Below are 24,658 nucleotides of genomic sequence, written 5' to 3' on the forward strand. Positions count from 1 at the left end.
TTACATCAACCGTATACTTTCTTCTTATTCCTTAAAATAATTAAGTTCGATTTTTAATTTTATATTCTGATGCTGAATAATTACATTCTCTGCAAAAATATCATTTTTAGAAGTATAAAGAAGGCTGATTATGGCTTTTCTTTTAGAACTATAAACAATCTTCTCTAATTTATTTGCTCCTTTTGAAACGAATAAATAATTCATTTTATTGGTATCCAATGCTTGATAAACTCTTTCCGTATCATTCTCAAACTGACTATTTATCGAATAATGGCTTCGCAATAGCAATCTGAAATCAGTCACTAAAGTATTAATCAGCATTTTTCTATCCAGTTCTTCTAAAATAAAATTGACTTTAAAATCATTCTCTGAAATCTCAAAATCAAAAAGTTTATTTCCAAATTCGGTCGTAAAAACAACTCTGTGCGTGGTGTCATTTATTTTCTTCGCAATAAAGATACCTGTCAATTCCTTTCCATAAACAGAAATATTAGCTTTATAAACATAGTCTATTTTTGGATTAGAAAAAAAGGGAACTTCAAAAACAGTTTTTTCTAAAGCAACTGTTTTATAATCCTTTATCACTTTATTGCTGGAGCATGAAGTTAATAAAAAAAGTAAACAACTAATTCGAAAAAGAAGCTTCATCGACTTTGGCATTGATTACTTTATTTTTTAGAACAATTCGGGTATAATCTGCAGATGATTCTAATAATTTGACCTGAATTACTGTTGCATCCTCTTTGTCAAAAGTCAAATCTATTTGCTTAATATATTTTTTAAGAGTCGCATCTTTCGGAATAAATTTAGCGCTATTTTGGTCTTTATTTTTAAAATACGAAATCGAAAATTCTCTATCATCAAATAAATCTCCACTTACGCTTCCTACAATCAGTTTATTGATTTTTGCAAATAATTTACTGCTTCCAATATCGACTGCACTTTTCTTTCCTTCGTCATTAATTAATATTTTTCCATTCTTAAAAACAATAGAATAGTTATAAGGTTTTTTATATTGCCAAAGTAAAGTATTCGGTTCTTTGAAAACCATTTTTCCCGAAGTTTCAATGTCTTTGGAGAGAAAATCAAGATGTTTGTATTGCACAAAATCGGTACTCAAAGTCTTGATTTTTTTAGAAACTACCGCTACTGATTGTTTAAAAATAGTAATCTCTTTTTCAGTCATCTTCTGTTCTTGAGCCGATGATTGAAAATGGCAGACATTCAAAAAAACCAGTATTAATAAAAATTTAATCTTCATATGCTTTTATATTCAGGAGTTCCTCTAAAGAAACCACACTGTAATTATTTTTTCCCAAAAAAGAGAGCAATTGCTCCAGCACATGTACTGTTTGGATAGATGTGTCATGCAAAAGTACAATTCCTCCAGGTTTAATCCTTTTAATTAACCTTTCTAATAGAAATTTTTCGTTTTTAATAATTCCATCCAGAGATCGGATATTCCAGCCAATTGTTTTGTGGTTGGTTACAGTCAAAGCTTTTCGAATGGAAGGATTTGTAACTCCAAAAGGCGGTCGGAATAAAGTGGTTTTCTTTCCTAAAACAGATGCAATTAACTTATCCGTTTTTTCAATTTCTGTAATTACCTGATCTTTATTATAAAAATCAAAAGCAGAAGAATGACTATACGAATGATTTCCGATGGTATGTCCTTGCTGTATTACTTTTTCTAAAATAGCAGGATATGTTTCGATATTTTTTCCAATGCAGAAAAAAGTTGCTTTAGCGTTGTATTTTTTCAAAACATCCAAAACAAAAAGCGTCATTTCATTTGGACCATCATCAAATGTCAATGCAATCTTTTTTTCGGTTACCAATGGATTACTGCAATAGGTTTTTACATGATAATTGGAACCAATAAATGAGGAACCAATAAATACAATTAAAAACCACAAACATCCAACCAGTAAAAAATATTTGATTTGAACCACCATATATAAACTTGCTACAGCGAGAAGCAAGAGTATCAAAATAAAAGACAAAGTGGTTATCGTATGTTTCATATGCAAATATTTATTGTTCTTCATTGGTCATATGTAATTGCTTCGCCTGTTCGCTATCGCTCGAGTCGCATAACTACTATTCGTGTTTGCGACCAATTTTAGGTCATGCTCATTTCAACAGCTTGAAATTAAAGTAAAACTATGATTTTTCCCATTGCGCTGATTGTACAAAAGAATCGTTTTATAAGTCTCTTTCTCTAACGCATTTATCTTAACAATATTGGGAATGTTTTGAGTTTTGATAATTTTGGCACCTACCCATAATCCAAATGCCGAAGCCGTATCATACTCACCGCTCAAATGCTTGTAATATACTTGTGGTGTATCTGAAAAAGTATTTTGAGATAATTTTTTATAATACAAATCCGAATTCACATCTCCATTATACCCTAAAACTACAGCATCAATATCTTTTAGTTTTAAATTATTGGAATCCAGAAAAGAAATTACTTTATTTTCAACCTCATCTATTGCCAATTTGTTCAGAATTTCAACATCTAAAAGAACAGCTTCAGAATTTTCTTTTAATTCATTTTCTAAAACAAAAAAAGTGGTTCCTTCGCCAAGAACAGCTCCTTTTGAAGTAGATTCTAAAAGTGAATACGGGGCATTATTTTCTTTTTTTACAAGCTCTGCCAGTTGAAATAATGAAGCCGTATAACCAGCCGTTTCATCAATTCCTCCGACTAATACTGAAGAAGCTTCCGCTTCTTCAATTTTCATTTTGGCATCAAAAAGTGCCGATTCAAAAGAAACCGAACCGTTAACATACGTCAGATTATAGGCTTTGCATTGAAGTCCTAAAGCAATTTGACCTCCAACAGTATTGTGAGTCGATTGAATAAAAGAAGTGGGTGTCAAAAACTCTTCATTATTATCTAAAATCGATTTCAGAAACTTATCCGTATCTTCAATACAGCCCATACCCGTTCCTGTAATAATAGCATCAACAGTTTCCAACTGGGCTTCTCTCAAAGCAAGAGTGGATGCCACGATACTATTTTTAACCCCTTTGGCCATTCTTCTGATGGCAATCGGTGAAATAAAATCTTTATAAACGGGCTGAAATATCGGCAGAATGGTCTCTTTTTCATTTAATACTGCTTCTTCAAGAAAAACAGTATCAAACGTTTTTTGAGCCGAAATACAACCTGAACCATTTATATATATTTTACTCATTTTTAAATGATTATTCGCTTTTAGAAAATATCAGAGTCGAACAATTTCCTCCAAATCCAAAAGAATTAGAAAGTACATGTTCTATAGGTTTATGTTTTAAAGTTGTTTGTGGTACCAAATTAAATTCGGTCATTGGAGTCTCAAAATTTAAGTTGGGAAAAACTACATTATTCTTAATTGACAGCACACTGTAAATGGCTTCAACCGCCGCCGCCGCCGCCAAAGTGTGTCCCGTAAAAGGCTTTGTTGAACTAAAATCGGGTACCTTATTTTCACCAAACAATCGAAGAATCGCTTTACCTTCGGATAAATCATTATTGGGAGTTGCAGTACCGTGAACATTAATATAATCAATTTGTTCGGGCTGTAACTGAGCAATTTTAAACGCTTTTTTCATAGCCAAAAAAGCACCTTCACCATTTTCCGAAGAAGCAGTTTGATGAAAAGCATCATTGGCATTTCCATAACCAGAAATTCTAGCCAGAACCTTTTTATTTTCTTTTTTGACCAATTCCTCAGATTCCAGTACTAAATAAGCAGCAGCTTCTCCTAGATTCAGCCCTTTTCGATCATTATCAAATGGTTTATTATAGCCATCAGATAAAATCATAAGTGTTTTGAAACCATTGATTGTAAACTTGGACAAGGCATCAGTCCCGCCAACAATAACACGTTCCAGCTTACCAGATTTTATTAATCGTGCTCCTAACATAATAGCATTCGCAGCCGAAGAACATGCGGTACTAATAGTGGTTACCATACCTTCTAAACTCAATGCTTCAGCTATTTTATCTGCACTATCGCCAGCATTATGACTGCTAATGTATTTTGTGCTTTCAGAATTGTCAAAAAAATCATGAAAGTAACGTTCTGTCATATCCATTCCACCCACAGTGGTGGCAGAGATTAATCCAGTTTTATATTCGTTAATAGCTGTTATTCCTGCATTTTCAACAGCTTGCTTAGCCGCTAAAGTTCCAAGCATAGCAGTTCTAGAAAAATTATTATCTTTCTTTAATTGCAATTCGTCAATTAGCTCCTGATTGCTTTTTTTAATTTCACCAACCTTTATGAGATCAGCATGAATCGTCGCTATATTTTCGATAGTGGTAATACCTGCTTGACTATTCAGTAAGGCATTATAATTCTCCTCAACTGAATTTCCAATTGAAGAAATAATACCCATTCCTGTAATAGCTACTCCTTTATACATTTAGATTGTTAGATACTTAATTAAGCATTTTATATAGTAATTCTTAACTTACTTAACTCTGTGTTCTGTAATATATGTAGCCATAATTTCAATAGATTGAAAAATAGCTTTTCCTTCTTTTGGATCCACTAATTTGATTCCGTAATCTTTGTCCAGCATTACGATAAGTTCTAATGCATCAATAGAATCAAGTCCTAAACCGTCTCCAAATAAGGCATCATCATCATTAATATCTGAAACAGTAATTTCTTCCAGATTTAAAATTTCTATGATTTTACTTTTTAATTCGTTCTTTAATGCCTCCATAATTATTGATTGTATAATTTTTTTAATTGTTCGTGATTGTGTTCTATTTTGCCTTTTTTATCGACTAAATAAAGAAAAGCTTTGTAATCTTCATTATAATATTCGACCCAGCCACATAAGACTTTGTCTGCCTTTTGGGTTTCCAAAAGTATCGTACAGTAATTCTGCATAAATACTGCATCATAATCAGCAAATATAAAAAAAGCATTTTCGCTTTTCAATTGATGTTTAATACTAATTTCTCCTAAACAAATATTAGGCAGTGTATAAACAAAAACCGCTGGACTTGGATAATAATTTTCTGAATCCGAAATGGATTTTTGATATTTCACATCGGTATCCAAACTTGATGATTTATTAGCAAAAACTAAGGCTGTATTGTTGTCCTCTGAATTTTTATTCTCCTCTTTCAAAAGCAATTCTGCTCCTAAAAAAGTCAATTTACTCAAATTATCCATTTTAAAAAACTTTGGATAATTGATTTCAAAATGCTGATAGGCTTTCTTTGAAAAACCAGCAAATAAATCATCCTCAGTACTAAAAACAGTTTCTCCATTCAAAAAAATTTGGTTTTTCTGAATCGTACAAAAAGATTTAATATAATTTTTATTTACTGACATTACTATACTTTTTCAAATAAAACGGCTGTATTGCTTCCGCCAAAACCAGAAGCTGTTTTTAAAAAATAACGAATGACAGCATCCTCATTTTTTTCAATAACATTAATGGGCTGACTCACTCCAATGGTGTCAAAACCTAATGAAGCAAACAACTTACCTTCTTCAACCGATTGTATTCCAATAATAGCTTCTAACAATCCTGACGCTCCTAAGGTATGACCATAATATCCTTTAAAACTATTTACAGGTACATTTTCAAGTCCTAGTCTATTAAAGGCGATAGCTTCCATTTCGTCATTAAACGAAGTCGCCGTTCCGTGAGCAGAAATATAATCAATCTGACTGCTATTTATTTTGGCTTCTGCCAAAGCACTCTGAATACTTCTAAAAAGTCCTTCTCCTGTTCGAGAAGGTCCTGAAATATGGTTTGCATCATTGATGGAGCCATCTCCTATAATTTTTATTTTAGCATTTGCTTTATTAGAAGAAACTAAAACTGCAGCAGCTGCTTCACCCAGTGTCACTCCTGTTCTATTAACTGAATACGGTTTACAAGGCTGATTACTTATCGCTTGAAAAGCATTAAACCCTGAAAGAACAAACTTCGAAACTTCATCACCAGCGACTATAAATATGTTGTCGTATAAATTAGCTTGAATTAATCTTTTGGCTAATGAAACCGCTAATATTCCGGACACACAAGCATTAGAGACTACAATAGGTTCGGCTGTAAATTCGAAGAAATCAGCAATCTTTTTTGCTAATTGATTTAAATAAACCGCTTCAATATTTTCTAAATTTTCTAATGCCCTCACATTTCCTTTGGTTGTAGAAAGAATAAAACCCGTTCGATGATTCAAATCAAAATTGGTCTTTTTAATAATTGGTTCCAATGCCAAAATCATCATTTTTTCTAATCTCGAATATTCATTTGAGATAGACACTTTGCCAAAAGCCAAATTCAACTCATCATCATTTATAATTGATGCATAAAATGGAGTTTGAAATAAATCATTATTATTATGCCATTGAATACCCGAAACTTCATTACCTATATTTTTTATATTAGTAGGTACATCAAACCCAATAGGCGTAATGCAATTCGTCTCGTTGATATATACTTCTCTTAACATTCTATTTTTCTAAGCCTACTTTTCTTTTCCATTCTTGATAAAATGGTGGATTGGTCAACAATAAATCCCCTTCTTTATCTAAAAAAACCTGAAGGGTCTCTCCAGTACAAACAATTTCATTTTTATCATTGAATAGGGTAAACCTAAAAATCATTTTTGCAGCTGGGGTGTCTAAAATAGTTGTTTCTATTCGAACAACATCACCATAACGAAGCGATAATTTGTGTTCAATGGTCGTTTTTACAATGGGAGTTGTACAATTATTAGCAAAAACATCCAAATAAGCAAGTCCGTGTTGGCGTCCAAAAGCTTCTCTTCCTTCTTCAAAATAAGTAATGTAGTGACCGTGCCAAACGATTCCGAGCGAATCTACTTCGCTAAAACGAACACGAATATCGTGTGAAACGGTCAAGGAAGTTGCCTCTTTATAAAGCTCTTTTCTTCGTATCATAAAGCAATGCTAAGGTTGTAGTAATTAAAAAATCCCAACATCAAATTCAAAAATGATGGTTCGTGCAAAAGTACATTATAAAAGCCTTTTAAACTTCAATTTGTTAATGAGGATTGTACAATAGCCTGTATTATTTTAATTAGGATAAACTCAAGAATACGAATTCTGTCAATTGCAGCTATTTTAAAGTAGTAATACGAATCAAGTGCTCAAAATCCGACCTTGAAATCAAAAAATATACCTAATACTTTTTAAACCCTGTTATATAAGAATAAGTTAAAAATTAATTTTCAATTAGTAGCTAGATCATTTAGCCAGAATCGTTTTTATTTGACCTTTGGCTATTTCAACATCATTCAATTTGCTGACAACATCGACCAAAGTAATTCCTCCAAATTCAAGTAAAACATACACTGTAGTTTTAATTTCGTTATTTAGCTTGGGAAGTTCTCTTATTTCTAAATCTTTGATAGAACCAATATAACCCATTGGGGTAAGACCTCCTTTTAAAAAAAAAGTATATCCGGTATGTAAGGCAACAGATTGTGCCATATTCTCAATTATACCAGACTCTGTTAAATAATCATTTTCCAAAAAAACAGAATCCTTTGGAATGGTAAAACCTGAAACTAACTCAGTTTCGGAATAGGAATACAATGTATCTACCATTACAAATGGAAATTTTTGAGGAATTAGATTCTTCACAAAATCTTTACCTCCGATCGGTTTATTTACAAACTCCTCCATTTGTTTCTTTTTTCACTTTAACAAAATGCTTTAATTTTTCTGACACGACTATAAGCTATGTACTTAATTCCAAAAGTCGAAATAGTTGAACCATTGCAGCGGATATTTTCGCAACATACTTTCAAGACTTTCAGTATATTCCTTTAGTAAACCTTTTTCATCACGATGCTTTACTTTGGCTTCCCTAGTGTACAAATGATAATGCAAATTAGGCTCTTTCATTACATATACAAAAACCACAGGAACCTTTAGTCGAGATGCTATAAGAAATGGTCCCGCTGGAAAAAGTGCCTCCTCTCCAAGTAATTTTTCACTTAATGATTTTACTCCTTCAAAGTACCTGTCTCCAGTAAAGCAAACCAATTCATTTTTGGCTAGTGCTGAATTAATTTCAAAAATATGTGACAAATCATCACTGATTAATATAAAATTAATCTTAGATTTTTCGGTAACTCGTTCAAGATATTGTTTGATTGCTGAATGTTCTAAATCGGAAATAACTAGATTTATTTTAAAATTGAGATCAAGTTCACTGAAAAAATTTTCTGCTACAGCAAAATTTCCAATATGAGCACTAATCAGTACACCACCTTTTTTCTCTTCTAAAAGTTTAATGATGTACTCCTGGCCATCATGTTCATAAGTAAACTTACTCTTTAAGCCTGCACCAATGGCAATTTTATCAATAATGGTTTGTCCAAAAGTATAATAACTTTTATAAACCATCATTTTAGATTTTAAATACGGATATCCTAATCTTTTTCTAAAGTAATAAAAGATTGAAACATTACTTTTTTTAAGGAAAATAAAATAATAGGATGCTACGAAATAAAGTATAAAATAAGCAGACTTTACCCCTGCATTTTTTATAAAAAAAACAAAGATTTTATACCCTAGAACAGTGCCTTTTGATTTACCATCCCATTTACTCATTAAATTAGGCCTTTGATTTTATTTTAGTTTCTATTAAATCATAAAAACTTTGAAATGTATCTATTCCTACAAAATCAGCTTCAACTAATTTTACACCAAAGTTAGACTCAATAGAAACAACAAGATCTACATAGTCTAAACTATCCAATCCTAAAGTATCTTTCAAATTAGCATCTAATTGAATATCACCACCATCTACTTCAAATTCATCAATTAAAAACCCATTTACCCTCTCTATGATTGCTTCTTTATTCATTATTTTTTTTATACTTTTTGACAACTAATGCTGAATTTGTCCCTCCAAAACCGAAGGAATTCGACAAAAATATGTCAATTTTTTTATTTAATGTAGTTTTAACTAGATTTAATTTTGCGGCATCTTCATCTGGAGTTTCTAGATTGATATTGGGTGCAATAAAATCATTTTGCATCATCAAAATAGAATAAATAACCTCACTAGCTCCCGCCATCCAACATTCGTGTCCTGTCATTGATTTTGTAGAACTCACATAAGGATTATTTTCTCCAAAGACTTCAAAAATAGCTTTTGCTTCATTAATGTCACCAACTGGTGTTGATGTTGCGTGTGCATTAATATAATCTACTTCACTTGGTTTTATCCCTGCCTCGTCCAATGCTCTTTGCATTGCTATAGATGGACCTTCAACATTTGGAGTAGAAATATGACCTCCATTAGATGAAAATCCATACCCTATTACTTCTGCCAAAATAGTAGCACCTCTTTTTATGGCCGATTCATATGATTCCAATATCAAAGTCGCTGCACCACCACTTGGAATTAAACCATCACGATTGATATCAAAAGGTCTTGAAGCTTTGGTTGGTTCCTCTTCCCTAGCAGAAAAAACACCCAAACCATCAAAACTGCTCATAGCATACTTATTAATTTCCTGTGCTCCACCGCAAATGATTAAATCTTGAAAACCGCTTTTAATTAAAAAATAAGCCATTCCAATAGAATGAGAGCCACTGGCACAAGCCGCACTAATGGTCAAATTAATCCCTCTTAGCTTAAATATAGTAGAAAGATTCATTGTAACTGTTGAATTCATAGACTTAAAAATAGCCCCTGAACCAATTAATGCACTATCTTTTTTCTCCCTAATAATATCATTTGCGTCAATAACAGCTTTAGAAACACTATCATTTCCATACATAATACCGACTTCATTTTCATCAAAAAAGGCTTCATCGATATTTGCATTTTTCAATGCTTCAATAGTTGCCATATAAGCAAATTCTGTTTCTTCTCCTAAACTTATTCTTTGTCTTCTGGTAAGCAAATTCTTCAAATCAGGTTTGGGAACTGTCCCTGTCAAAGCCGATCTAAAACCAAACTCCTTACGTTCGGCATCAAATACAATTCCTGATTTCCCTTCAAATAAAGAATCTTTCACTTCGTCGAGCGATATTCCTATACAAGAATAAATTCCCATTCCTGTTATGACTACTCTATTATTCATTCTCAACTCTATTTTTATGAATAAATTCCACCATTAATATTAATCACCTCACCCGTAATATAACTGGCTTTCTTAGAAACCAGAAAACTGACTAAATCGGCCACTTCGTCGGCTTCACCAAAACGATTTAGAGGTACCATTTTTATTAATTCTGCTTCATCGAGCGCACTGGTCATATCAGTTTTTATAAAACCAGGTGCTACAGCATTTACGGTGATATTTCTTTTGGCTATTTCTTGTGCCAAAGCTTTAGTAGCGGCTATAACAGCACCTTTGGCAGCAGAATAATTGGTTTGTCCAGCAGTCCCTTTAACACCCGATAAAGACACCATATTTACAATTCGTCCATATTTATTTCGGAGCATTTTTTGCATAAAAAAATTAGTCACATTAAAAAAACCATTCAAACTGGTATTAACAACACTGGTCCAATCTTCCTGGCTCATCCACATGAACAAACCATCTTTGGTAATTCCTGCATTATTAACAATTACTTCTACAATAGCTTTAGGATTGGTCTCTTGCCATTGTGTTAATACTGATTGAACTTCGGTAAAATTAACAACATCAAATTGCATAATTTCTCCAGTAGCACCATTTGCAATTACTGTTTCTAAGGTTTCTTCGGCTGCTTTTTTATTGGAATGGTAATTAATCAAAATATGATAATCGGAATCCTGAGCTAATTTTTTACAAATAGCGCTACCAATTCCTCTTGAACCTCCTGTTACCAATGCACACTTCATATTTCTATTTTAGAATTTAGATTACTGCTTACCTTTATTAGACGTTGCGGTGCAACGTCTCTACCTTAAATTAACGTTGCCGTGCAATGTTTCTACCTTTAATAGACGTTGCAGTGTAACGTCTCTACTGGATCAAATATTCTTTTACTTTTTGAACAAAAGGATACATTACCTGATCTTTTTCAAATCTTGGGATAATCACCCGAACATCATCATAAATTTTTCGTGTTATAGATGAAACCTGATCTTTTTGTTCTAAACAATCAATCGCCTGAACGATGGTAATCAATTCTATAGCCAAGACTTCAAAAGCATTTTCTATCACTTTAGCAGTAATTACAGCTGCATTAGTCCCCATACTCACAATATCCTGATTATCATTGTTATTCGGAATACTATGCACATACATCGGGTTCGATAACATCTGACTTTCGGCAGTAGTTGAAGTTGCCGTAAACTGTACGCCCTGCATTCCAAAATTGAAACCTAATGTCCCTAAATTAACAAATGGAGGTAGAATCTCGTTTATTTTTGAATTCAATAAATAATTCAGCTGTCTTTCGGCAAGCATTGTTAATTTGGTAATAACGATTTTTAATTTATCCATTTCCAAAGAAATATAATCTCCATGAAAATTTCCCCCATGATATACATGCTGATTTTTTACATCAATAATTGGATTATCATTTGCGGAGTTAAATTCTTCTTCCAATATAGAAGCCACATTATTAATGGTTTCTAATACGGGACCCAAAATTTGAGGAACACAACGCAAAGAATAATACTCCTGCACTTTCTCTTTGAAAACATTTTCAGTGTTTTCGCCAGAATATAAATGATCTTCTCTTTTTCTTATTAAAGAACTATCTTCAAGATTCTTGCGCATTCTTAAAGCTACTTCTTGCTGACCTTTATGGCGTTTTGTACTGTTTAATTCTTCCGAAAAATGATCGTCATACGCTTGTACAATTTCATTGATTGCACCCGAAAATTTAATCGACCAATCCAGTAATTTATTAGCCTGATGCACATTTACAACTCCAATTCCTGTCATTACAGAAGTTCCGTTCATTAACGCCAAACCTTCTCTAATTTCAACTTGAATAGGTTCTAATTTTTCTATTGTAAAAACTTCCTGAGTAGGTCTTCTTTCACCTTTATAAAAAACTTCTCCTTCTCCAATAAGTACCAAAGCCAAATGTGCCAATTGTACTAAATCTCCACTCGCTCCTACTCCACCATGCTCAAAAATTAAAGGAGTAATTTCTCTATTAATTAACTCTTTCATTAAATGAATAACGGATGGATGAACTCCTGAATTCCCTAATGAAAGTGTGTTTAACCTAGCTAATATTGATGCCTTAACACAAATTGCATTCAAAGGTTTTCCCGTTCCAGAAGCGTGGCTCCTAATTAAATTGTATTGTAGTTGAACACGATCTTCATCTTTAATGCGATATTGAGCCATCGGCCCGAAACCTGTATTTACACCATAAATAATTTTATTAACCGAAAATGCTTTTAAAAAATCAAAACTTTCATGAACTCTATCTAAAACAACTTGACTAATCGCTATTGTATTATTATCAAAAATTACTGATTCAAACTCTTTTAGGGTTAAATATTCCTTTATAGTATTCATTCAACAAGTTATTTTAATAAATTAAATATATTATAATTTAATTTTTATTTAGAATTTAATGTGGTTAAATTTGAATCTACAAATGTACCACAATATCGCTAGAATCAGTAAATCAATATTTTTTATATTGTCACGATCATAAAAACATAACTACAGTAAAACAAAAACACACAAAACAACTTAAATGTCAATATAATAATGAAAGATTTTGGTTCAGATAAAAAAAGTGTCATTCAGTCAAATTTAGATGCTCAAAAGATTGCTTTTGCCCCAGTTATGTTTCAAGCGGCAAAATCACTTCGAAATTTGGGTATTTTAGAATATATATTCGACCACTCCAAAGCGAGTATAGAAACCATTGCCTCAGCATTAAACTTACCTGTATACGGAGTAAAAGTATTACTTGAAGCAGGTTTAAGCTTAGAAATGGTATATTTAAGAGACAATGAATTTATACTGACAAAAACAGGCTATTTCATACTTAGAGATAAAATGACCAATATCAATATGGATTTTACTCAGGATGTAAATTATTTAGCCATTAATCATCTTGAAGAATCCATCGTAAATGGCAAACCCGAAGGATTAAAAGAATTGGGAAATTGGCCTAACGTTTATATGGGTTTATCTGAATTGCCAGAAAAAATCAAAAAAAGTTGGTTTGACTTTGACCACTTTTACTCGGATCATACTTTTCCTGAGATTCTCCCTATTTTATTTGCCTCCAATCCAAAAAACATAATGGATGTTGGTGGCAATACTGGAAAATTTGCTTTACAATGTGCAAAATACGATCCAACAGTAAAAATTACAATTCTGGATTTGCCTGGACAAACCAAAATGGCTCAAAAAAACATTATTGAGAATAATCTAAAAGATAGAATTTTTACCAAAGACATTAATTTATTGGATGACTCCAATACATTGCCAAAAGATTTTGACATCATCTGGATGAGTCAGTTTATAGATTGTTTTTCTTTGGAAGAAATAGAAAAAATTTTCCACAAAGCTCATGATGCCATGGCAGAAAATACCAGTTTTTATATTCTGGAAGCCTTTTGGGATTTACAAAAATTTCAATCTTCCAGCTACATTTTACATGCTACCTCTTTGTATTTTACTGCTGTTGCAAATGGTAATAGCCAAATGTTTCATTCGAAAGATATTTTAAAAATAATTGGAAAAGTTGGTTTTGTAATCGATGAAATACATGAAACAGTTGGGGTAAGCCATACCTTGATTAAATGCAAAAAAAAAGCATTGTAAAATGATAAAGTTCTAAATTTGCATAATATAACAGATAACAACTTAGTACTAATGAGTTATCTTACTTTTTCAAAATATTTAATTGCAAACCATAATGGTACAAGAATTCGTAGATGTTTTAATCATTGGAGCAGGACCTTCTGGATGTGTTTCGGCTTCTTACCTTCATAAAAAAGGAATCAACATTAAGGTTGTCGAAAAAACGAAATTCCCTAGAATTGTAGTTGGCGAAAGCCTTATTCCTAGAGTAATGGATCATTTTGCTGAGGCCGAATTATTTGAAAGTTTGGACGCTATGAACTTTGAAAAAAAACTTGGCGCCCGATTTATTAGAGGAGAACAGATTTGTGTTTTCGATTTTAGCGATAAATTCTCCGAAGGTTGGAATTGGACATGGCAAGTTCCCAGAGCCGATTTTGATAATACTATGGCACAGGAAGTTATTCGAAAAGGCATTGATTTAGAATTTGAATCAGAGGTGATTTCGGTAGCTTTTGAAGGAAAAAATTCAACTACTGTTGTTAAAGACAAAGATGGAGCCTTAAAAGAAATTCATGCCAAATTCATTATAGATTCCAGTGGTTACGGAAGAGTTTTACCAAGACTCTTAGATTTAGATACACCTTCAAAACTAGATCCTCACTCTTCTATATTTACCCATGTAGTAGATACAAACCGTCCTGTAGGTGAAGAAGGAACCATGATTTCGTTTGATATTCTGGAAACGCAGGTTTGGTTATGGGTTATTCCTTTTTCGAATGGAAATACCAGTTTAGGTGTTGTGGGACCAACTGATTTCATCAATTCATTATCTTCTAATAATGATAATGCTAAAGCGCTGAAAAATGCTATTCAACTTTCCGATTATTACATCAAACGTTTTGCAGGAGTTGATTTTCTATTTGAACCAATCAAGTTAGAAAACTACTCACGATCTGTCAAAAAAATGTATGGAGATGGCTTTGCACTTACTGGAAATAGCTCGGAGTTTTTGGATCCTGTATTTTCATCGGGTGTTTCATTTGCAACCGAATCCGGCATGCTTGCCGCTAAATTATTTTTAAAAGAATCACAAGGTATCACGGTAGATTGGGAAGAAGAATTTACAGCCTATATGAAACAGGGAATTGCTGTTTTTACCACTTACGTAAAGGAATGGTACACAGGAAATCTACAAACTTTATTTTTTCATCAACCCGAAAATCCTGATGCCAAAAGAAAAATATGTGCTGTACTTGCTGGTTATGTTTGGGACGAAGAAAATCCTTTTGTAAAAAAACACGATAATCTTATCAAAAACATGGCGCACATCATCGACATGAATAATCAAAATATAAAAAACCAATTATCATAATTACATCCGTTCTTGTGTTACAGCTTATTTTTGGCTTTGATCCAAAATTCTGTATTATAAATATCATTTGCTTATTCGTTTAAAACATATTAATACTTTACACAGGAAACTGTTCCAAAAGATTATATAAACTTTTTTGCAAGCAATAAAGCTGAAATTTACAGTGCAGCAATAGAAGTACAAGGCTACTCATAAAAGATTATTGTAAAAACTTTATTCAGGAAAACGTATAGGGTTTACTTCTTAAATCTTAAAAAAAGATTCGATATTTCAAATTTAATCAGCACTCTAATATTTCACTCTTTTAGATATACTCGTTTATCAAAATAACAGAATAAAAATTTTATTTAAAACCTCTAAAATCATTTAGAGGTTTTTTTATTACAAATATACATATGACTTTGATTACAATTAATAAATTATTAACGTTCACTTATTTTATAATCTGGTTTTTATTTGTAACTTGAAAAACATTTTTTTAATTGAATATCAATACAATAGCGCTATATTTTGTTTAAATTTTATTCTTATAAGAAAGAAAAAAGTGTGAATCATATAACTTTTTAGAAAAGTAATATAATTACTTCTGTTTTTAAAAATTGAACTTTATAATCCTGATTAAAATTCAAATTCTGGGAACAAAAGTTATGATGAAAGTTAAAAAAACATAGAATAATTCTGCAAGAGACCACATTGGATATTGCAAATTAATAGGCCCATTAGAAATCGAAGAAAGAATGAAAACACCATTGCTTTCTCCCGAATTTGAATACGAAAGCTACGGAATGCAAGATCACAAAATAGTATAAATTGAAGATTTATATTATTTGAACTATACGGCTTATGATGGTGTAAACGCTTTGGGAGCTTTCCAACTGGTGCAGTAGTTTTTGACGATACTTTATATAATATATTATGGCGCTGCCGATAAAAGAATTGGATGTGCATCAACGAGTTTATCCAAATTGCTAAAAAAATTAATCCTATATAAAAAAATAAAGTGAAAAATTATACACCAATTGAAAAATTACACACCGATGAAAAATATCCATTTATTTACGACAAGCACGAATAAAGAACTTAAAATTGGTTCTAACAATATCGCGAACTTTCCAAAAAAAGAAATTAAGCTACCTGAAATTTTATTTATTACCACTTATCCTCCTCGAGAATGTGGAATTGCGACCTATTCTCAAGATTTAATATTGGCATTAAATAAACAATTTAAAAAGTCGTTTGTTATAAAAATTGCAGCCTTAGAACTCCAAAGTGAAAAACACACTTATGTAGATGATATATATGCTATTTTGGAAACAGATAATCAAAATTCGTATGCAGAATTAGCTAAAAACATCAATAGAAATAAAACTATAGAAATAGTTTTAATTCAGCATGAATTTGGTCTATTTAGAGGAAACGAAGACGATTTTATTTCCTTTTTAAAATCAATTAATAAACCAATACTAATGGTTTGTCATACTGTATTGCCTCGTCCAGACGAAAAATTCAGACAACATGTTCTGGAGATAGATAGTATAGTAGATGCCTTTATTGTAATGACCAATAATTCTGCCAGATTATTAGAAAGTGACTATAATGTTATCTCCGATAAAATTACGGTAATTCCCCATGGAACACATTTGGTAGAACACTCAGATAAAGAATCTCTAAAAGAAAAATATAATTTATCGGAACGAAAAATCATTTCCACTTTTGGGCTGTTGAGTTCTGGAAAGTCTATCGAAACTACTTTGGATGCTTTGCAAAGTATCATCAAAGAAGAGCCAGAAGTTTTGTTTCTTATTATTGGAAAGACACATCCAAGCGTGGTGAGGCATGAAGGTGAACAATATAGAAACTTCCTGAAAGCTAAAATCAAAGAACTGCAATTAGACAATAATGTAAAATTTGTAGATGCTTATTTGCCATTGGATGCTTTACTGGAATATTTACAGCTAACGGATATTTATCTGTTTACTTCCAAAGATAGAAACCAAGCAGTCAGTGGCACTTTCTCTTACGCCATAAGCTGTGGTTGTCCTATAATTTCAACCCCAATTCCTCATGCAGTTGAAGTATTAAAAAATGGAACTGGTGTTATTATCGATTTTGAAAACTCCGAACAATTAGCTAAAAATGTGATTAATTTATTAGGTAATGAACAATTACGAAAAGACATTGCCCTAAACGGAATTCACAAATTGGCACCAACAGCTTGGGAGAATTCTGCAATTGCACACGGCAGATTATTTGAAAAAACATCTGCCAAAAAAATAGCGTTGCATTATAAAATTCCTAAAATCAATCTTAATCATTTCAAAAGGTTAACCACTCCATTTGCAATGATTCAGTTTTCAGTAATTAATCAACCTGATTTGGCTTCGGGTTATACTCTGGATGATAATGCGAGAGCTTTGGTAGCCATGTGTCAGCATTATGAATTAACGAATGATTCTGCCGATTTACCATATATAAACCAATATTTCAATTTTATAAACTTCTGTTTTCAATCAGACGATTACTTTTTGAATTATGTCTGTGTCGATGAAAAATTCACCAAACAAAACAGTGAAAACCTTGCTGATGCAAACGGAAGAGCCATTTGGGCTTTGGGTTACTTAATTTCTATAAGTGATTTATTATCTCTGGATTTGAAAGAACAAGCGGTATCAACAATGCAAAAAGCATTGACAAATGTTACAAAAATTCATTCTACAAGAGCAATGGCATTCATTATAAAAGGACTTTATTACAGTAATTTGAAAAATAGTTCTAATCAAAACGTGGCTTTGATAGAACATTTTGCCAACAAGTTGCATCAAATGTACAAACATGAATCTAAAGAAAATTGGCTTTGGTTCGAAAGCTACCTTACATATGCTAATAGTATTTTACCCGAAGCCATGTTATGTGCTTATCTAGCAACAGGCGAACACAATTACAAAGTAATTGCTAAAAAAACCTTTGACTTTTTATTGTCTAAAATTTACAGAAACAACAGTATAAAAGTGATTTCAAACAAAGGTTGGCTTATTAATGGTAAAGAAACAAAAGAGGAAGTAATAGGTGGTGAACAACCCATCGATGTAGCCTACACGATACTTGCTCTTAGCAAATTCTATAATATTTTCCGAGAAAAAGAGTATTTGCAAAAAATGGAAATAGGTTTCAGTTGGTTTTTAGGAAACAATCATTTGCATCAAATAATCTACAACCCTTGCACGGGAGGTTGCTATGACGGATTAGAAGAAGATTATATCAATTTGAATCAAGGTGCAGAATCGACAGTAAGCTATTTAATGGCGAGACTTACAATTCAAAAACACTTGAATCACAAAGTCCGAAAAAACAAAAAAAACACAATGATTCCACAAACAAATAAAGTAAAATCAGTCATCAAAGCTGACAATACTATATCCTATATAAGAGCATAAACTAACCCGTTGGATGTAATATAAATTTTAAACGGTATTTCGCTTTGTTAGAGAAAAACATAGCTATGGACCCAAGAATTGGCTATCAAACTCTTTTATTCAAATCGATTAATTGAAATCTTATTAATTATATCAAAAGGGTCAAACTAGAAATTATATAACTTTTCCAGAAAGTTGTATAAGGATTTAATAATCGTTTTTTTAGAATTTTACTTTATAGAAATTAATATAATAATGGGGGTTATTGATATTTAATTTCTATAAAAATAATCAATGTTGTTTCGTCAAGAGAAGAAGCAAATCACCAAAAAATATTTTTTGGTACTAACAAATGACATTGATATTTTTTTTTTAATTATTCTAAAAAATAAAAATATGATACCTAAAATTGGAATTACGGAAGATCATTTACTAAAAGCAAATAGCCTGCTTTCTGTTGTCTTATCTGATGAAATGACATTGTATATCAAAACCAGAAAATTTCACTGGAATGTAACAGGAGAAAGTTTTATGGAATTACATAAATTATTTGAAGCTCAATATACAGAATTGGAAATCATTATTGATGAGATTGCAGAACGTATTGGTAAATTAGGAGGGAAAACCATTGGAACAATGAACGAATTTTCTAAACTGTCTAGAATTAAAGAAAATCCAAAAAAATATCCTCTCCAAAGAACAATGCTTTTAGAATTATTGACTGATCACGAAATCTTAATAAGTGAATTACGAAAAGATATAGACAAATCTGCTGATATAAACCACGATGTTGGAACTGCCGATTTGTTCACAAAAATATTACAACAACACGAGACAAATGCTTGGATATTGAGAAGATATTTAGCTTAGTCAATTTAGTTGAATTAATTTTTTGGTTGGTTAAATGGTTGTCCTGGCAAGGGCAACCATTTTTATTAATGTCTATTCTGAAAAAGCGAAGAATTAAGGTGTGAATAATACAATTTATAGCTAAAGTTATATAAAACAACCCGATAACAATAGTCTTAACTTTACAATACTTACCGTTTGAATATTAGCATTTTACATTATTAACCTAACTGTTTCAAAAATATAAAACTATACTATTTTGACAACATATCTAAAAAATATTTTTGAAGAAACGGGCAATATCACCTTATTTGTCTGCAGGTTTTTTAAAGAACTTTTTAAACCTGTCTTTCAGTTTCGGGAATTCACCAGACAGTGTTTTGCCGTTGGATACAAAACACTTCCATTAATCACTATCACAGGATTTATAATGGGATTAGTATTAACGCTTCAGTCGCGACCAACTTTATTAAAATTTGGAGCCGAATCTTGGTTGCCAAGCATGGTTTCTTTGTCCTTGATTAGAGAAATTGCCCCAGTAATTACTGCTTTAATTTGTGCGGGGAAAATAGCTTCTGGAATTGGTGCTGAATTGGGTTCTATGAAAGTGACAGAGCAAATAGATGCCATGGAAGTTTCGGCAATTAATCCCTATAAATATTTAGTGGTTACCCGAATTTTGGCAACCACATTCATGATCCCCATCTTGGTTTTCTATGCTGATTTTATTGGAATTTTAGGAGGTTTTATCGGCTATAAAATACATGGTGACATAAGCATGCACCTCTATTTTTCGGAAGTGATTGAACATGTTGAATTTCTTGATATACTTCCTGCCACTATCAAAACATTTTTCTTTGGTTTCTTTATTGGAGTAATTGGCTGCTACAAAGGTTTTAATACTTCAAACGGAACAGCAAGTGTGGGAATTGCAGCAAATGAAGCTGTTGTTTTATCTTCTCTTTCAATCTTTATTATTGATATGCTAGCCGTTCAAATAACTGATTTATTTTTCTAAAAAATATGGAAACACAACCCATCATAACGATCAAAAATTTACATAAGTCTTTTGGGAAAAATACTATCCTAAAAGGAATCAATCTTAGGCTAAATAAAGGCGAAAATTTGGTTATTCTAGGCCGCTCGGGTTCTGGAAAATCAGTTACTATAAAATGTATAGTAGGGCTATTGGAACCCGATAAAGGAAGTATTAAAGTTTCAGGCAAAGAAATTACTAATTTAAAATATGATGAACTTAATAATTTAAGGGTTAAAATTGGTTTTATGTTTCAAAATGGAGCGTTATATGATTCGATGTCTATTAGGCAAAATTTGAAATTTACACTAAAACATCATACTCGCGATTTACCAGAAGATGCAATTGAATCTGAAATTATCGAAGCTCTAGAAAGTGTTGGATTACAAGAATCCATTGATAAAATGCCTGCAGAATTATCCGGTGGAATGCAAAAAAGAATTGCATTGGCCAGGGCAATTATAATCAAACCAGAAATTATTTTATATGATGAGCCAACATCTGGTTTAGACACTATTACATCAAGAGAAATTAGTGAATTGATACTAGATGTCCAAAAAAAATACAAAACAAGCTCTCTAATAATTACTCACGATATGGCTTGTGCAAAAATTACTGGGAATAGAATTTTAATTCTGAAAGAAGGAGAAATTATAGCAGAAGGAACCTACGCAGAATTGGAAAAAAGTAAAGACGAATGGGTACGTTCCTTTTTTATTTAATACACTAAAAAAATTGAATCATGAATAAAGAAACTGAATCAAATTGGAAATTAGGAATGTTTGTAGCAATAGGGTTACTATTATTTATCCTTATTATTTATTTTGTGGGAAAACAACAAAACTTGTTTGGATCCAACTTCCAGTTAAAATCAAAATTCAAAACAGTCAGCGGTTTAAAAATTGGCAACAATGTTCGTTTTTCTGGAATAAACGTGGGTACAGTCAGCGAAATCGAATTGGTAAATGATTCTAGCGTTGTTGTGGTTTTAACAATACAAGAAGAAGTCCAAAAGTATATTAAAACAGATGCTAGAGCCAGTATTGGTTCTGATGGTTTAGTAGGTGATAAGGTACTTACTATTTCTCCTGGAACTTCATCTAATAAAATCATTAAAGACAATGCTTTTATTAAATCAACAAGTCCAATAGAAATGGCGGACTTAATGAAAAGTGTAAAAACCAGTGTGGATAACGCAGAGATTATTACAGGTCAATTGGCACTGTTTACTTATAATATGAATAATGGTAATGGAACTTTGGCTAAATTAATGAATGACAAGGATTTTGCAAAAAAATTGGATGCGACAATGTCTAATCTTCAATCAGGATCAAAAGGATTAAGTGAAAACATGGAAGCTGCCAAACATAACTTTTTATTTAAAGGCTATTTTAATAAAAAAGAAAAAGAAGAAGCCAAAAAGAAAGAAGAGTTACAGAAGAAAGAAGAAACGAAAAAAAAGGAAGATTCGATCCATAAAAAATAGCTTTTTCTAATTTTAAAAGAATAAATGGAAATCATATAACTTATCTCAAAAGTTATATAAGTCATCATCTCCTGTATAAATACATCTTTGTAATATGATCCAACTACTAATAAAAATACAAAAATATGATAGATATAGCGAATAAATCAAAACAGGATGACCTTACAACTGAAAATCAGAAAGAAACCATTATTCTAAATAGTGCAGTTAAATATCGTGAAGAAACATTAGAATATAATAAATTAAGAAATCAAGTAGATCAAGAATATTATACTAAAGTTCACGGTTGTTCTGTAAAAGCTAAAGAATAATTCGCATAAAAATAAGAGCTAAAAATTTGGGAAATTTGATATCTTTATAAATATCTAAACTAGTATACTTGAGTTTCTTTTTAATTTATTCATATACTTTTTTCATCTACTTATTATATTCGAAAAAAATTAGCTACTATCCACCGTTTTTTCCAACTGTTCCATACTTGCTCAAATGAAATATCATTTTCTTTATAATGAGTCTTAAACATTGTTTTTGCAATAAAAATATTCTTTTGTTCTTTCAAAAGGCTCAAAAAATCATATTGCTCTTTGTGCAAATCATAAACTGCCAATTTGAATTTGTGCCTCAAAACCACACAATAACTTTCACTTTCAAATGGCAAGCTAGGATGCTTCTCATTTTTAAATTCGGAATAGTATTTTCTTACTGGAAATCGGAACTTAAATAAAGAACATATAGGCACCAATTTTAGTTCATCTTCTGGTGTATCAATCGTTGCTAATTGATAGTCTTCCTCGGCTTTCTCTTCAAAAAGGACTCCAATGGCATATTCAAATTGAGCCAGTTCAATCATGAAATCAATCCAATCTTCTTTGATATCCTCTTCGGCATCTGGTCTGTTGTTTTGAAGATAGTCTGAGAAATGGGTTCCCAAAAAAGACAAATTATAATTATGCGATGGTTTTGAAGCAAGATAATCATCGGCAAAAGCACAAAAAATAGCCTCGCCTAAAGCATATTCCAAAGCGCTAAATTGCTGTGACATGCAATTTCGCAAACGTGCAATATAACTCCGTTGGTAAATACCCAAATGTTCCTGAGCAGTCAATTTTTCAGAATGAGAAATCACATCTTCAATTGAAGTAGCATTTGATGTTTTCGAAAGTAAATCACTTGGATCCACTCCCGTTTGTTGATAAGGATCCAGTAAAAGTTGTTGCATCCATTGCTGAAAATCTTTCAATGGTATTTTGTCCGTTTTATCCATCATTGACATCTATAAAAATTTATCCATCGCAAATATATTCAATGGGTTTGAAACCTGTTCTTTATCAATAGACTGAACTTCATTTTCAACTCCAACAAATGCTGCGTCCATGTATTTCTTTGATTTAAGTAATTCGGAATGATACACATCAAAGGCTGGAATATTACCATCCCACTCCAATAAAACGGATGCTTCACCTACCAATTGATAAGCCTGCTGAAACAATTTCCATACCTGACTGGTTACTTCCCTATCGTGTGTATCGATAATATAATTGCCACAATTCTGATGTCCAGCCAAGTGCATTTGCACTATTTTATCATGTGGGATTCCGTTGATGTATTCCACCGGATCAAAATCATTATTAAACGAAGACACATACACATTGTTCACATCTAAGAGTAATCCGCAGCCCGTTTCTTCAGTCATTATTCGTAAAAACTCCCATTCCGGTAGGGTAGAATTATTAAAAGATGCATACGTGCTTGGGTTTTCTACAATCAGCGGTCGTTCTAAATAATCCTGCACCTGCGTGATTCGATTACAAACATGCTTCAATGATTCGTCATTTAGCGGAAGCGGCAGTAAATCGTGCGAATTGGTTGTTAAAACTCCTGTCCAGCACAAATGATCGCTAATCCAGGTTGGTTTTACCTCAGATGCGAGCTGCTTTAAACTCTTTAGGTAATCAAAATTTAGCGGATCGGTACTTCCTATAGACATAGAAACCCCGTGCATGACCACGGGGTATTTTTCTGCTATTTGCTGTAAGATATGTCTTGGTCGTCCATGCGAATCCATAAAATTCTCAGAAATAACTTCAAACCAGTCTACTTGCGGATTATTTTGAAGAATATGCTCAAAATGTTGACTTCTAAGTCCTAGACCCAATCCTAAATTGGGCAATCCAAGTCTACTTGCCATTGTTTTTCGAACAACAATTTGAAATAGTCTCAGGCAGTTTTTTTGCACTTTCCTCCTCCATCTTCAAAACTCTTTGCTCGGCAGCAGCTTTTCTATCTTTAGGATCGTTTATGTAGGAACAAGATCTTGAACCACTTTGTCCACAAGAAGAATAATCTATACCTGAAGTCCCACGAACTGTGTTTACATATTCATCACTTGGACCGTATTGTTGAGGAGCCACGCCAAATGACTCTCCACTTGCTTCTCTTTTTTCTTCAAAACGTGCTCTTGCCAATTGCCAAACACTAAGCCCTTTATTGGGGCCTTGTGCCATAAAACGAGAAGACAAAATAGGCACACCACAACTCCCTTGATAACGGCAATCATTTTCACCTGGATGACAAAGTTCTTCAGTAGTTCCAAAAATTCCGCAGCCTCCTTGTCCTTTACAGGCATTTAAAGTGTGACACGGATGACCAACTGCTGTTGAACAATCTCCTTTTCCGGCACAATCATTATTTCCTGAATATCCCGCATTTTTACATGAATTAAGTCCCATGCACACATGAAGCTCTCTAGTTACTAATTCTGACATCTTTTTTATTT

The 24,658-nt window shown here is 32.2% G+C and carries 26 protein-coding genes; 8 read left to right on the top strand and 18 right to left on the bottom strand.

Annotated features, from left to right (window positions below; genetic code table 11):
* Positions 1–24 precede the first annotated feature (24 nt).
* The 15 genes from CLU82_RS04940 to hutH form a co-directional block, all read right to left on the bottom strand.
* Positions 25–648: a hypothetical protein gene (locus tag CLU82_RS04940; protein ID WP_232735217.1), complete on the bottom strand. Its 624-nt coding sequence runs from the start codon at positions 646–648 to the stop codon at positions 25–27.
* Complete coding sequence (locus CLU82_RS04945; RefSeq protein WP_100842040.1) at positions 626–1,261, bottom strand: outer membrane lipoprotein carrier protein LolA; 636 nt, start codon at positions 1,259–1,261, stop codon at positions 626–628. Before CLU82_RS04945 ends, CLU82_RS04940 begins: the two co-directional genes overlap by 23 nt.
* On the bottom strand, positions 1,251–2,024 hold the full coding sequence (locus tag CLU82_RS04950) for a polysaccharide deacetylase family protein (RefSeq protein ID WP_100842041.1): 774 nt from the start codon (positions 2,022–2,024) through the stop codon (positions 1,251–1,253). The genes CLU82_RS04945 and CLU82_RS04950 overlap by 11 nt, the downstream gene beginning before the upstream one ends.
* A 114-nt stretch (positions 2,025–2,138) precedes the next feature.
* Positions 2,139–3,203, bottom strand: coding sequence for a beta-ketoacyl synthase chain length factor (locus CLU82_RS04955; RefSeq protein WP_100842042.1), 1,065 nt, complete (start codon positions 3,201–3,203; stop codon positions 2,139–2,141).
* A gap of 10 nt (positions 3,204–3,213) precedes the next feature.
* Positions 3,214–4,416: a beta-ketoacyl synthase gene (locus CLU82_RS04960; RefSeq protein ID WP_100842043.1), complete on the bottom strand. Its 1,203-nt coding sequence runs from the start codon at positions 4,414–4,416 to the stop codon at positions 3,214–3,216.
* Between the two features lie 48 nt (positions 4,417–4,464).
* Positions 4,465–4,722, bottom strand: a complete 258-nt coding sequence (locus CLU82_RS04965; protein WP_100842044.1) for a phosphopantetheine-binding protein — start codon at positions 4,720–4,722, stop codon at positions 4,465–4,467.
* Positions 4,723–4,724: 2 nt separating this feature from the next.
* Positions 4,725–5,342, bottom strand: a complete 618-nt coding sequence (locus CLU82_RS04970) for a 3-oxoacyl-ACP synthase (protein WP_100842045.1) — start codon at positions 5,340–5,342, stop codon at positions 4,725–4,727.
* 2 nt (positions 5,343–5,344) lie between these two features.
* A complete protein-coding gene (locus CLU82_RS04975) occupies positions 5,345–6,475 on the bottom strand; it encodes a beta-ketoacyl synthase N-terminal-like domain-containing protein (protein WP_100842046.1) in 1,131 nt (376 codons plus the stop codon).
* A gap of 1 nt (position 6,476) precedes the next feature.
* Positions 6,477–6,926 (bottom strand): thioesterase family protein, encoded by a 450-nt coding sequence (locus CLU82_RS04980; protein ID WP_100842047.1) that lies wholly within the window; start codon positions 6,924–6,926, stop codon positions 6,477–6,479.
* Between the two features lie 306 nt (positions 6,927–7,232).
* Positions 7,233–7,673, bottom strand: a complete 441-nt coding sequence (locus tag CLU82_RS04985) for a hypothetical protein (protein WP_100842048.1) — start codon at positions 7,671–7,673, stop codon at positions 7,233–7,235.
* Between the two features lie 63 nt (positions 7,674–7,736).
* A complete protein-coding gene (locus CLU82_RS04990) occupies positions 7,737–8,606 on the bottom strand; it encodes a lipid A biosynthesis acyltransferase (RefSeq protein WP_100842049.1) in 870 nt (289 codons plus the stop codon).
* Between the two features lie 4 nt (positions 8,607–8,610).
* Positions 8,611–8,862, bottom strand: coding sequence for an acyl carrier protein (locus tag CLU82_RS04995; RefSeq protein WP_100844940.1), 252 nt, complete (start codon positions 8,860–8,862; stop codon positions 8,611–8,613).
* On the bottom strand, positions 8,855–10,090 hold the full coding sequence (locus CLU82_RS05000; protein WP_100842050.1) for a beta-ketoacyl synthase: 1,236 nt from the start codon (positions 10,088–10,090) through the stop codon (positions 8,855–8,857). Before CLU82_RS05000 ends, CLU82_RS04995 begins: the two co-directional genes overlap by 8 nt.
* A 14-nt stretch (positions 10,091–10,104) precedes the next feature.
* On the bottom strand, positions 10,105–10,836 hold the full coding sequence (gene fabG, locus CLU82_RS05005; protein WP_100842051.1) for a 3-oxoacyl-ACP reductase FabG: 732 nt from the start codon (positions 10,834–10,836) through the stop codon (positions 10,105–10,107).
* Between the two features lie 124 nt (positions 10,837–10,960).
* A complete protein-coding gene (gene hutH / locus CLU82_RS05010; protein ID WP_100842052.1) occupies positions 10,961–12,478 on the bottom strand; it encodes a histidine ammonia-lyase in 1,518 nt (505 codons plus the stop codon).
* Between the two features lie 198 nt (positions 12,479–12,676).
* Between hutH and CLU82_RS05015 the strand changes: the two genes are divergently transcribed.
* The 8 genes from CLU82_RS05015 to CLU82_RS05050 all read left to right on the top strand — a co-directional run bounded on the left by CLU82_RS05015 (position 12,677) and on the right by CLU82_RS05050 (position 22,193).
* Positions 12,677–13,744: a class I SAM-dependent methyltransferase gene (locus CLU82_RS05015; protein WP_100842053.1), complete on the top strand. Its 1,068-nt coding sequence runs from the start codon at positions 12,677–12,679 to the stop codon at positions 13,742–13,744.
* A 94-nt stretch (positions 13,745–13,838) separates the two neighbouring features.
* Positions 13,839–15,098 (top strand): NAD(P)/FAD-dependent oxidoreductase, encoded by a 1,260-nt coding sequence (locus CLU82_RS05020; protein WP_100842054.1) that lies wholly within the window; start codon positions 13,839–13,841, stop codon positions 15,096–15,098.
* 1,037 nt (positions 15,099–16,135) lie between these two features.
* Complete coding sequence (locus CLU82_RS05025; protein ID WP_100842055.1) at positions 16,136–18,532, top strand: glycosyltransferase; 2,397 nt, start codon at positions 16,136–16,138, stop codon at positions 18,530–18,532.
* A gap of 375 nt (positions 18,533–18,907) precedes the next feature.
* Positions 18,908–19,381, top strand: a complete 474-nt coding sequence (locus tag CLU82_RS05030) for a Dps family protein (RefSeq protein WP_100844941.1) — start codon at positions 18,908–18,910, stop codon at positions 19,379–19,381.
* A gap of 238 nt (positions 19,382–19,619) precedes the next feature.
* The gene (locus CLU82_RS05035) at positions 19,620–20,378 is read left to right on the top strand and encodes an ABC transporter permease (RefSeq protein ID WP_100842056.1); all 759 of its coding nucleotides are present in this window, start codon (positions 19,620–19,622) and stop codon (positions 20,376–20,378) included.
* Positions 20,379–20,383: 5 nt separating this feature from the next.
* On the top strand, positions 20,384–21,118 hold the full coding sequence (locus CLU82_RS05040) for an ABC transporter ATP-binding protein (protein ID WP_100842057.1): 735 nt from the start codon (positions 20,384–20,386) through the stop codon (positions 21,116–21,118).
* Between the two features lie 20 nt (positions 21,119–21,138).
* Positions 21,139–21,882 carry an MlaD family protein gene (locus tag CLU82_RS05045; protein WP_100842058.1) on the top strand — a complete coding sequence of 248 codons (744 nt, stop codon included), beginning with the start codon at positions 21,139–21,141 and terminating at the stop codon, positions 21,880–21,882.
* 125 nt (positions 21,883–22,007) lie between these two features.
* Positions 22,008–22,193 carry a hypothetical protein gene (locus tag CLU82_RS05050; RefSeq protein ID WP_100842059.1) on the top strand — a complete coding sequence of 62 codons (186 nt, stop codon included), beginning with the start codon at positions 22,008–22,010 and terminating at the stop codon, positions 22,191–22,193.
* Between the two features lie 113 nt (positions 22,194–22,306).
* On the opposite strand, the gene CLU82_RS05055 is transcribed toward CLU82_RS05050, so the two are convergent.
* Genes CLU82_RS05055 through CLU82_RS05065 form a run of 3 tightly spaced genes read right to left on the bottom strand, consistent with a single transcriptional unit; the run spans position 22,307 to position 24,647 of the window.
* A complete protein-coding gene (locus tag CLU82_RS05055; RefSeq protein WP_198520191.1) occupies positions 22,307–23,149 on the bottom strand; it encodes a DNA-binding domain-containing protein in 843 nt (280 codons plus the stop codon).
* Between the two features lie 6 nt (positions 23,150–23,155).
* Positions 23,156–24,070 (bottom strand): DUF692 domain-containing protein, encoded by a 915-nt coding sequence (locus CLU82_RS05060; protein ID WP_100842061.1) that lies wholly within the window; start codon positions 24,068–24,070, stop codon positions 23,156–23,158.
* Entirely contained in the window at positions 24,060–24,647 is a 588-nt protein-coding gene (locus CLU82_RS05065) for a hypothetical protein (protein ID WP_157813323.1), read from the bottom strand. The genes CLU82_RS05060 and CLU82_RS05065 overlap by 11 nt, the downstream gene beginning before the upstream one ends.
* Positions 24,648–24,658: the final 11 nt, after the last annotated feature.

Origin of the sequence: Flavobacterium sp. 5 (assembly GCF_002813295.1) — a bacterium.
GTDB lineage: Bacteria > Bacteroidota > Bacteroidia > Flavobacteriales > Flavobacteriaceae > Flavobacterium.